Raw genomic sequence first — 8,223 nt, forward strand, 5'->3', positions numbered from 1 at the left:
AAAAAACAGGCCTCTTTAATGTTAGAAAGTCTTCGCAACACAAAATACGTCGAAGAACTGGCAGATATATACAAAACGATTATATCATCTCATTCTCGGCGTATTTTAGAACTAAAAGAGGAGATTGAGATGTTGGATAAGAAGCTGGAAAAGCTAGGAGAAAAGAGTTCTGAGGTTAAGCGTTTAAAAAGTATCTCAGGAGTAGGAACAAAGCTTTCAAGCAGATTGGTCGGAGAAATTGGAGATATCAANAGATTTAAAAACGAGAGGCAACTTGCGATCTATTGTGGTGTAGCCTGTATAGATGATGAGTCTGGTAAACACAAAAGGACAAGAGTTGTATATAAGGCTAATAAGATATGTAAAGCAACTATGATTGAAATTGCGGGCTGCACAATTCGGTATGTTTCAGAATCCGCTACTTACTATGCTAAAAAACGGACTGAAGGGAAAGAGCATAACCATGCCTTGCGCTGCCTTGCTAGACAATTGATAAAAGTTATTTTTAAGATGTTAAAAGAAGATCGAGACTATATCTTAAAGGAGGAAATGGAGAAGGCTGCTTAAAAAATATTTCCATTTTTTACTTGACTTTTTAAATGGAAAGTTCAAACCTACAAAATACAGTTAAGAAAATAGAAAACGGGAAACAGAAAATAGAAAATAGAAAACAGAAATTCCCAATTCCCATTTCCCAATTTCCAATTCCCATTTCCAACGTTCTAACGTGCATAAAGAAGGAAAGGGAAACGGGAAACAGAAAATAGGAAACAGAAAATAGAAAATAGAAATTCCCAGTTCCCATTTCCCAATTCCAACGTGCCAACGTTCTAACGTGCAAACGTGTAAACTTGCCAACTTTCCAACTTGCAACTTTGTAATGCCTCAATCAAAAAGAAGACTAGAATTGACTAGAGACTAAGGACTAGGGACTAAGGACTAAGCACGTCTCATCGTGCTAACGTGCTAACGTTCCAATTTAACAGAAGGCGATTTTGCATTTTTCAATTTGCATTCTGCATTGAGCCATCCTGCCTGTCGGCAGACAGGTGCGCCTAACTTGGGAATAACTGAAAACGCAATGATTTTGGTCTAAACTTTCAGGGCATTTATATCTAACAGATTTTTTCGCCCTGTGAACTTCTTAAAATGTCCATAAGTGTTACTATTCCAACAATCTTTCCAAGCTCAGTAACAACCAATCTAGCAAGATTTAGGTTTGCCATAAGGCGAACAGCATGACTAACATCATAATGAGCATCAATACAAACCAAAGGCTTAGTGGCAATTTCTCTTACTTCTATATTTTTAGGCTCTAGTCCTTTGGCCAAGACCTTAAAAACCACATTTCTCACAGTAACAATTCCATAGACATCTTCTCCCGTCTCTGGTGTTACTACTAGACTTCGAATACCTTCTTTAAGCATCAAAGCAATGGCCTCGGAGACCTTAGCATTTGGTGAAATTTCCTCAATTTCCCTCACCATAATTTCTTGGATTTTTTTCATCTTTAGCCTCATTTGGCTATTTTATTGGATAAATAGCCACATAGCCTGATTTTTCTACAATCTTTTGTCCAATGGGGGACAGGACAAAATTAATAAAACTATTTATTTCACCTTTAGGCCAGCCATTGGTAAATATAAATAAAGGCCGGGTTATTGGGAATTTCCCTATCCTAACTGTGTCTTTTGTAGCAATCACTCCATTTATTTTAATTGCCTTTACTTGTTTATTTAAATAACCAATGCCAACATAACCAATAGCCCATTTGTTATGGGCGACTGTTTGAAGCACTGTTCCATTAGAGGTCTGTAACAAGGCCCGTGGGGTTACCCTTTTTTTGTGCATGACTTTTTCTTCCCATACTTCATAAGTGCCAGAGCTAGTATCTCTAGATACTACAACAATACTGTGATCAAACCCTCCTACTTCTTTCCAATTTCTGGTCTTGCCTATATAGATATTTCTTAACTGATTCAAAGTAAGGTCTTCTATAGGATTTGATGGGTGAACTATAGGCACTATTCCATCTAAGACAATTTTATGTGGGACAGGATAAATGCCTTCATCAATAGCCATCTTTACTTCTTTCTCTTTGATAAATCTAGAAGAGGTGGCAATATTGCAAGTGCCATCTATTAATGCCTTAATTCCGTTTCCCGAACCACCGCCAGAAATAGAAATCTTTATTTCTGGATGTTGTTTTCCAAAAACCTCACCTATTGCCTGCACAATGGGTAATACCGTGGTAGAGCCTTTTATCACTATTTTACCTGCAAGACTATTTTGAGCAAAGAGTAAAATTAAACTAAAAACAATGACCCAAAGTTTTTTCATCTTTTTCTCCTCTCCTTTAAAATTTTATTCCAACTCATAACAACAATTTGTTACAAAATGATGATATTTATGTTAAGAATTTGTTGCAAAATATTAGTAGCCCAAAAGATAAAGTATTCCACCTATAAAGAGTCCCAGAGAGAAGTTAAACAGCTTTATCCAGAAACTGTCTTTGAGGCTGGCGGAAAGCATAGGTAACATCCCATGTCCATCTTGAACAATAGATGAGGTAAGGAGCACAGAAAAAGGGATAAAACCTTGGGCATAAAGAAACACAAAAACAAAATGTGGGCCAGATTCAGGAATGATGCCAATAAGGGCAGATAAAATGAGGACCCAAGAGAGATGGGTCTTAATGAAGGCTGCTAGATGCCAATGGGTAAGGCCAAATTTGATTAAGACCAGGGCCAAAAATGTCCATAGAAAAATGCGCCAAAGGTGTTTTTGGATAATATGTTGCCATAGATGCACTTCCAGATAGTGTTCAGAGGCAAAGATAGCAATACCTAAACTAATAAACAAAAGAATAGCAAAGGTAACCCGCACCCAATTCCAATGAGGGGGGCCGATCTTAGCAGTGAGAAATAAAAACAGGGCAGAGGTAATTAATAACAGAAGTAAAAAGCGGTGAAAAGAAACAGGAGTGAAGTTAGTTTTAAGGTTGTTATAAGTAAACATGAATTTGTTTTCTTCAGGATGGAATGTTTGCACTGGACAGCAGCTTATGCTAGGGACAATGTGAAATATATTTAAGAGTGAATCAGCTATCCAGGCAGCAAAGATGCCTAGGAGAAAGAGAATGATGGTCAGCCAGATGGCAGTCTGTGGTATCTTAGCTAACATTACAAATGCTTCATCCCCTGAAGTAGCTATCATACAGCCCACAATTGCACCTAAAGAGATATGACCATGGATATAGAGGCTAACTATCATAAAGGCACCCAGACAACCCGGAGTGGCTCCTAAAAAAGAAGCCAAAAGATACTGACGCCAACGACTACCTTTAAGAACACTGGTTGCTTTTTGCTGAGAAATAACATCCACAAAATCCACAATTACCATGATGATAAAGACAAAATAAGTAATTGTTAGAGATTCTCTAAAGACTTCATTCCACATGATAATTTCAGGGTAAAAGAATTAAAGCCCCTTTAGGACATATTCTTACACAGAGACCACATCTTAGACATAATGTTGGGTCAATGTGGGCCTTTTTGTTCACTATAGTTATAGCTCCTGCTGGACAATTTTTGGCACATTCACCACAACCAATACATTTTTCCTCATTAACTATAGGAAGCTGTTTAGGGAATCGACGTCTAGGGATGGGCTGAGGTCCTAAATAAGTTATCCTTCGAGCTCTCCTCCAACCCCGCCCTCTTCCCATTCTTCCTCTTTTTCTTCTCCAACCAAACATTATCTTTTTCTTGGACCAAAAATTTTAGTGCCAATGCGGATTAGATTGGCTCCTTCTTCAATAGCAATGTGATAAGAATCACTCATACCCATGGAAAGATATCGCATTTCTACATTGGGGATATTTAGGGCAGTTATTTCCTCAAAAAGCCTTCTGGTTAAGGCAAAATAAGGCCTTAACTCCTCTGGATTGTCCAACCAGGGTCCCATGGTCATCAAACCCAATATTTTAATATTTTTCAATGGTCCAATTTTTTTAATTAAATCTATCGTTTCTTCTGGCATGATGCCTGCCTTTTGTGGCTCTTTTCCGCTATTAATTTCTATAAGCACAGGCATTATCTTTCCTATGTTTTTGGCCCTTTTATTCACTTCTATAGCCAAATCATAACTATCTATAGTTTCAATCATATCAAATATTTGGACCACCTTTTTGACCTTATTTTTTTGGAGATGACCTATAAAATGCCATTTAGCAGGAAGGCTTATTTTTTCTTTTGCCTCTGAGGCCTCTTGGAGATAATTTTCACCAATAATTTTTATACCTGCTCTGATAGCTTCTTCTATTTCCTCTGGGGTATGTCCCTTGGCTGCTGCCTCTAACTCCACCCCTGGTGGTAATTCCCTTAAAATTTTCTTCACATTTTCTGCAATCATAAATGTCCTCTGATGGATTATAACATACTTGTCAAGGGCAGAAAGCATTGACTTATTTTCCCAAAAGGCTAAAAATTTGTTATGCATGTGCTTTTAATAGAGGTAAATCCCTTCTCTCCACCCACAATCCCCATTTCTTTGGGGTATATTGCCGCTTTTTTAGAAAAAAATGGTTTTAAAACTAAAATTATTTGTATTTCTGACCAGGGTGATTATTCTATAAAAGAACTAACTGATATAATAAAAACATTTAATCCCCAATTAGTGGGTTTTAGCACTTATCAAAGAAATATTTTATTTGTATTAGGGCTGGCCCGTTTTATCAAAGGGTTGAATAAAGAAATAAAAATTGCCTTGGGTGGCCCTCAGATTACATTTATGCCAAAAGAGGCCTTAAGAGAGATGCCTATGATAGATTATCTCTGTCGGAATGAGGGAGAGTTTACCCTCTTAAGTATTGCCCAAGCCATTGCTGGAGGAAATCCCTTTAACGGTATTAAGGGCGCTACTTATCGCCAGGAGGATGAGTTTATAGATGGAGAGCCTATTGATGGATATGAAGATTTAGATGAATATCCCTCTCCCCATTTAATGGGGCTTTTTGATTATACGCCAGTAGAAGAGGTGATTATGCTTGCTTCTAGAGGATGTCCATATAACTGCATTTTTTGTTACACCCCTCAAGCCTTTAAACATAAGATAAGATTTCATTCTATTGAACGGGTGATAGAAGAAATAAAGTATGTGGTTAAGAAGGGGAAAAACCAATTCTGGTTTGCTGACCCCAATTTTTCCTTTCGGGCTGACAGGGTGCATCAATTACTAGAAGAAATAATTCGCCATGAACTTCCTATAAAGATGTGGTTAGAAACCAGGGTAGATTTGGTCAATGAGGAAATGATAAAAAAGATGAAAAGAGCAGGGGTGCACACTATTGCCTATGGTCTGGAATCTGCCTCAGAAAAGGTATTAAAGACTATTAAAAAGAAGACTTCTCTTTCTCAGCTAGAAAAGGCCATCTCTTTGGCTCAAAAGTATGAGGTAGAAATAGAGGTTTTTTCTCTGTATGGCCTTCCTGGAGAAACCCTTTCAGATGCTTTAAAGACATTAGAATTTGTCCGTTCACATGGCATAAAGATTCAGGGTAATTCCAACGCCCAACAAATGCAGCTTTATTTTGGTTCTCCTCTCACCCAAAATTATAAGGCCTATGGGATTAAACCCTTTCCAGAAAAAAGACCTCTTTATCTCTCTATTGGGGATAGATATGAAACAGAAACTATGAGTGTTAAAGAAATAGAAACCATTAGAGCCCTTTGGAGAAGGTATTCTTTGGATAAAGGTAAGCGAGTGGTGTCATGATTCAAAAGCTCTATTTAAAACCAAATTCAGAAATCCCTTTAGAAAAATTTTCTTCCCTTTTCCCTCAACTAAGTATTTTTAGCGAAATTTATCTGTTTATAGAGGATTTTAAATCCTGTTTTTCTTATGTTTTTGAATTTGCCAAATTGCTCAAGAATTTCTTACAAAAATATCCCTTTTGTAAAGTCCATTTAAATTTGGTGCATCCCTTTGATGCAGAATTAAGACCATTTTATCTTATGTTCTCAGAGTTGGTAAACCCCTTTAATCTAGAAGGTTATACCTATCAAGTCACTCCCAGGTTAATCATTTTTCCTGTTCTTTGCTTCCCACCTTTTCCAGAGAGTGCAGAGTTTTTGGGATTTTTAGAGCAAAAATTTATGCCTCCTGGGGTATTGATAAGAGAAGAACATTATAGTTTGGCCTCTGAGAAAATAGAAAGGATATTTTTGGCTTCACACAAAGACCATCTGCTTTCATTGGGTTACCAGGAATTGCTTTCTGTGCTTTTAGAAAAGATGCGGGAACAAAATGAAGACATATTGAATCCTTGCACTTCAACCCTTATTATAGATGAAAAGGGAAATTTCTTTTCCTGCCTTGCTGCTTACCAAAATCATATTGTTTCAGGTAATTTGTTAAAAAATGCATATGAGCGGCAATCAATAAAGGAATTATGTCCTCAATGTAAATATCAACTCATTTCTACTTTGGAAAACACCCCTTTGGTTAGTAAGAGTGAATTGAGCAACCTCCATTTTCGTTTTGGTCTTAGCTATTTTGGCTTGCAGAAATTAGAGTTGGCCTTAAGCCACTTTTTTAAAGCCCTAGAATTTAGTCCAGAAGAAGAACATGGTGATGTATATCTCTATCTTGGTCTATGTAAGGCCAATTTGGGTGAATATGCCTTGGCTATTGATTACTTAAAAAAGGCCAATATTTGGAATTACAATGCCTATTTTTACCTTGGATTTTCCTATTTCCAACAAAGGGAATATTTAAAGGCACAAGATGCCTTAGAAAAGGCACTGTCTTTAAATCCACCTTTAGAAGATAAACTCTCTATCGCCCTTTATTTAGCTACTACTTATAGAGAATTACAGAGGTTTGAAAAAGCCATAATCTTGCTTCAGGAATTAGTAAAAGTAGCTCCAGAAGTGAGAGAAATACACAATTTGATGGGAATTTGTTATTTTAAGGAGAAGGATTACCAAGAGGCATCGGAGTGTTTTCAAAAGGCAATTAATCTGGCCCCTGATTCTGCCATCGATTATGCCAATTTAGGCTTGTGCTTAAAGGCTTTAGGTAAAAAAGAGCAGGCCAAGTTTTACTGCCAAAAGGCGTTATCGTTAGACCCTTCTTTAGATTTTGCCCAAAAAGCATTAGAAGAGCTTGCCAGGTAAGGAAACAATACCCAGGGCTACGTCAAAGTCAGGCCATAAGTAATTTAACAAAAAGAACAAACGTTTAAATATGGTCTAAAAAATCCAAATGCCAAATGAAATCCAAATGTCTAAATGCCAAAACATTAAATCAGTGAGTAGTGAAATAGTGATGGAATGAAATAGTCAAATGTAGTGGAATTGGGGTCTATAATTAAAAGTGAGAGTAAAAAATAGGGAATGAAATTAAGAAGCCTTCTTTATGTGATATAAATGATAAATGGCTAGGGGAACATTTGTGGCTAACGGGGTCAGTCAATAATGTTGAATTATTGTGACTCGGTTTGAATTGCCGGATGTTCTCCTGCCAATACCCTGTCTAATGGAAAGGTGCCTTTAAGTGGCTATTATAGACGGGATAAAGGTATTGGCAGAGCCATAAAATATCAAACATAAAGGAGGGTGAGGCGTGAAAAGGTTATCTGGAGGAATCGATATTGGCAGTGATAATCATCACATAATTATCATGGATGATGAAGAACAGATTTTGTATGACCAGAAGATAGCACACAAATTCAGTGAATTTTATAAGGCAGTTAGAGAATTTAGAGAGATTGAGAAAAGAGAAGGTGGGATAATATCATTTGCAATTGAAGGAAAGAATGGATACGGAGCACCATTTGATCGGATACTTATAGAGAGCGGATTCACCTTATACAATGTAGATAATTTAAAATTAAAACAATTTCGGAATGTATTTGGGGCAGAATGGCGTAACGATAAAAGGGACGCAAAAATGTTAGCAAAAATGCTGAAATTAAGAGATTATTTAGACGCTGAAAATGAAAAGGCATTCATTGCGGTAGAGAAGGCAACAAAAATCAATGAAAAGTTAAAGATTCTGTCTCGGCATCAACAAACCCTGATAGATGAGAAGATAAGGTTGCAAAACAGGCTTCGAAAAAGGCTATTAGAAGTATCTCCTGAGATATTAGAGATTGGTGATACAGACAGCAAGAAGATGTTGAGGCTTCTGGTAAGGTATCCTGATTTTTCGAGATATAAG

8 protein-coding genes and 2 pseudogenes are annotated in these 8,223 nt (G+C 36.9%); 5 read left to right on the top strand and 5 right to left on the bottom strand.

Translation table 11 applies throughout. The features are described 5' to 3' along the window. Nucleotides 1-18 precede the first annotated feature (18 nt). Nucleotides 19-251: pseudogene (locus HS1_RS13970) on the top strand (hypothetical protein); the annotation flags it as partial. Nucleotide 252: 1 nt separating this feature from the next. Further along, a pseudogene (locus tag HS1_RS13975) lies at nucleotides 253-567 on the top strand (transposase); the annotation flags it as partial. A gap of 548 nt (nucleotides 568-1,115) precedes the next feature. Here the strand turns inward: HS1_RS13975 and HS1_RS05645 are convergent. The 5 genes from HS1_RS05645 to HS1_RS05665 all read right to left on the bottom strand — a co-directional run bounded on the left by HS1_RS05645 (nucleotide 1,116) and on the right by HS1_RS05665 (nucleotide 4,413). Beyond that, complete coding sequence (locus tag HS1_RS05645) at nucleotides 1,116-1,508, bottom strand: CBS domain-containing protein (RefSeq protein ID WP_066062138.1); 393 nt, start codon at nucleotides 1,506-1,508, stop codon at nucleotides 1,116-1,118. Nucleotides 1,509-1,524: 16 nt separating this feature from the next. Beyond that, on the bottom strand, nucleotides 1,525-2,340 hold the full coding sequence (locus HS1_RS05650; protein ID WP_066062142.1) for a phosphate ABC transporter substrate-binding protein: 816 nt from the start codon (nucleotides 2,338-2,340) through the stop codon (nucleotides 1,525-1,527). Between the two features lie 93 nt (nucleotides 2,341-2,433). Next, nucleotides 2,434-3,459 carry a putative manganese transporter gene (locus HS1_RS05655; RefSeq protein WP_066062145.1) on the bottom strand — a complete coding sequence of 342 codons (1,026 nt, stop codon included), beginning with the start codon at nucleotides 3,457-3,459 and terminating at the stop codon, nucleotides 2,434-2,436. A gap of 7 nt (nucleotides 3,460-3,466) precedes the next feature. Next, the gene (locus HS1_RS05660) at nucleotides 3,467-3,757 is read right to left on the bottom strand and encodes a DUF362 domain-containing protein (protein ID WP_066062148.1); all 291 of its coding nucleotides are present in this window, start codon (nucleotides 3,755-3,757) and stop codon (nucleotides 3,467-3,469) included. Then, a complete protein-coding gene (locus HS1_RS05665; protein WP_066066464.1) occupies nucleotides 3,757-4,413 on the bottom strand; it encodes a YggS family pyridoxal phosphate-dependent enzyme in 657 nt (218 codons plus the stop codon). The genes HS1_RS05660 and HS1_RS05665 overlap by 1 nt, the downstream gene beginning before the upstream one ends. Before the next feature lie 81 nt (nucleotides 4,414-4,494). Here HS1_RS05665 and HS1_RS05670 point away from each other — a divergent pair, with 81 nt between their 5' ends. From HS1_RS05670 to HS1_RS13375, 3 genes are all read left to right on the top strand, one after another. Next, the gene (locus HS1_RS05670; protein ID WP_066062151.1) at nucleotides 4,495-5,775 is read left to right on the top strand and encodes a B12-binding domain-containing radical SAM protein; all 1,281 of its coding nucleotides are present in this window, start codon (nucleotides 4,495-4,497) and stop codon (nucleotides 5,773-5,775) included. Beyond that, nucleotides 5,772-7,178: a tetratricopeptide repeat protein gene (locus HS1_RS05675; protein WP_066062154.1), complete on the top strand. Its 1,407-nt coding sequence runs from the start codon at nucleotides 5,772-5,774 to the stop codon at nucleotides 7,176-7,178. The genes HS1_RS05670 and HS1_RS05675 overlap by 4 nt, the downstream gene beginning before the upstream one ends. A 448-nt stretch (nucleotides 7,179-7,626) precedes the next feature. Continuing rightward, nucleotides 7,627-8,223, top strand: a 597-nt coding sequence (locus HS1_RS13375; RefSeq protein WP_172793628.1) for an IS110 family transposase, incomplete at its 3' end; no start/stop codon positions are given.

It is taken from the genome of Candidatus Desulfofervidus auxilii, from assembly GCF_001577525.1.
GTDB classification, from domain to species: Bacteria; Desulfobacterota; Desulfofervidia; order Desulfofervidales; family Desulfofervidaceae; genus Desulfofervidus; species Desulfofervidus auxilii.